Origin of the sequence: Sodalis sp. (in: enterobacteria) (assembly GCF_047607725.1) — a bacterium.
Classification (GTDB): Bacteria; Pseudomonadota; Gammaproteobacteria; order Enterobacterales; family Enterobacteriaceae; genus JBLKSS01.
This window is the reverse complement of sequence record NZ_JBLKSS010000282.1, coordinates 1-2,204: the sequence shown is the minus strand read 5'-3', so window position 1 is coordinate 2,204 and position 2,204 is coordinate 1. Positions and strand designations below refer to the sequence as shown.

General features: G+C 50.6%; 3 pseudogenes. 2 read left to right on the top strand and 1 reads right to left on the bottom strand.

The features are described 5' to 3' along the window. Positions 1-227: 227 nt before the first annotated feature. Positions 228-698 (bottom strand): annotated as a pseudogene (locus tag ACMX3H_RS18355) (SpoVR family protein); the annotation flags it as partial. 817 nt (positions 699-1,515) lie between these two features. On the opposite strand from ACMX3H_RS18355, the pseudogene ACMX3H_RS18350 reads away from it, so the two are divergent. Both ACMX3H_RS18350 and ACMX3H_RS18345 read left to right on the top strand, forming a co-directional pair. Then, positions 1,516-1,860 (top strand): annotated as a pseudogene (locus tag ACMX3H_RS18350) (FAD-dependent oxidoreductase); the annotation flags it as partial. A 168-nt stretch (positions 1,861-2,028) separates the two neighbouring features. Then, a pseudogene (locus ACMX3H_RS18345) lies at positions 2,029-2,204 on the top strand (IS21 family transposase); the annotation flags it as partial.

Below are 2,204 nucleotides of genomic sequence, written 5' to 3'. Positions count from 1 at the left end.
ACTTAATTTAATGTTTTATATAATTATTTTTATTTAAAGATGATGCTCAAAAGGCGTTTAAACGGCTTTCAAACTTACTCAAACTACAACCAATCCAGTCCAGAATATAGTGCAAAAAAATCATTTTCTGATCATTTTTTTTGCAATGAGTCCAGAATCCTTAAAATCGTTGTAAGCCGCGCCAATAAAGGGCTTACGACTAATCCAACGTTCCCTTTGATAGTCCAGAAATACTTGCCACCCCACAGGTAGTCAACGATTGAGCTGGCGTCGGTCCAACTGCGGAAAAGGTAATTGTTTTTAAAAAACGAATTGTGCCCGTAACAGGCGTGAGCCATGACCAGCGCCTGCATGGTCATGGTATTCTCTTCCATGAGGTAGGCGATACAAGGATTGGAGTTAATCACAATCTCATAAGCCAGCCCCTGCTGACCGTGCTTATAGCGCTGCTCGGTTTCGATAAACTTCTTGCCAAATGACCAGTGGGTGTAATTGATAGGCATCCCCACGCTGGAATAGGCGTCCATCATCTGTTCGGAAGTGATAACTTCTATTTGATGGGGGTAGGTATCCAGCCGATAATGTTTGGCTACCCGGTCAATCTCATCGAGATATTGCTGTCGCAGTTCAAATGTCCAATCCGGTCCATCGCTAAGACATGTGGCAGAGCGTGATCGTTCATCAATAGAAATCGTCATCAGCGTACCTCATCGTTACAGACAGCACGAGATCATGCTGTCTTAATTATTAATCCTAGCGCAAGATGAAAATCGCGGAGGATGCGCTAAGACCCTTACGCGCCTAGACACCTCCTCTATACAAACGCGACACGGGCAGAAGGCCAAGCGCCGTTAGCAGGGGCACGCTGCCTGCACAGGTTGTCGTCGGCGAGCACGCGCGGGGGCGAAGCGCCTTAGACGGAATAGTCTGCCGTGAAGACATGACCGAGCGCCGGAGGGGCCACTGGCACGCCTGAGAAATCGCGCCCGGGACCTCGACGCTAACGCGCGGCCTAAGAGCCGAGCGCTCAAGGGAGCCACTGGCGTGCCCCTTTGACATCGTGCGCAAGGACCGCGCCGCTGGCGTGCGATCCCTATACAACGCGCCGTTCGCGCCGTGATATCATGATATAAGGCACAGGCGTAGAGAAAGTCCCTGGCGGGATGCCGGCAGGGCATTATCCGCTGTCTGACTCGTTAAACCGTATTACCTACTTATCGCCAGACTCGCTCTTATCAGCGCGTCGTGGGGATAACGAGGAAATAGCGCCGTTTTTTATGCTGTGTAATGATGATAGTTAAGAGATTAATGCTGATTTGTCAGGCTAATTATCACTTTAAATGATTAAATCAGTTTTTCTATTTTGCTATTGAATTAGCCTCGCGGCAAAGTATTTAATAAAATGTAAATAACTCTCCGGTAGGCGTTATTGACGCTCGCGGTGCATCTTTCTCATCATCTTTCGTACGCCAGCATTTTCTGCTGTGGCGGATGTGGCTATAAGGCAAGACAATCATGCAGGTAATTGTTTTAGGCAGTGGCGTGATAGGCGTGACGTCGGCCTGGTATTTGGCGCAGCAGGGGCATCAGGTCACCGTGCTCGATCTCCAGTCCGGCCCGGCGCTGGAAACCAGCGCAAACAATGCCGGCCAAATATCGCCCGGTTATTCCGCGCCCTGGGCCGCGCCGGGCGTGCCGCTCAAAGCCATTAAATGGATGTTTCAGCGCCCCGCGCCGCTGGCCGTCAGATGGCATGCCGACGCGGAGCAACTACGCTGGATGTGGCAAATGCTGCGCAATTGCGATAGCCGACATTATTATCTTAATATAAGCCGCATGGTGCGGCTGGCGGAATACAGTTGCTGGTTCCGGTCACGTCCGATCACTGATTCCGATTTCACCCGATCACTGATTCTGATTTCATCCGATCACTGATTCCGGTCGCCCGATCAGCGATTCCGATTCTGTCCGATCACTCATCTTCTGTTCCGCCATACTCTGGAGACTTTTAGCTTCCGGGGGTATGGCATGGCACGTAAAAAGAAGAACGCGAGAACAGAAATATGCATCTATATCAATGTATTACGCATGAAATTTGAGCAGCGTCGCTCGAATCGCAGCAGCGCTCGGCATCGGCTGTACCACAGTGCACGATATCCTCGGCCGATTCACGGTAGCTAACCTGGTCTGGCCATTGCCGGCGG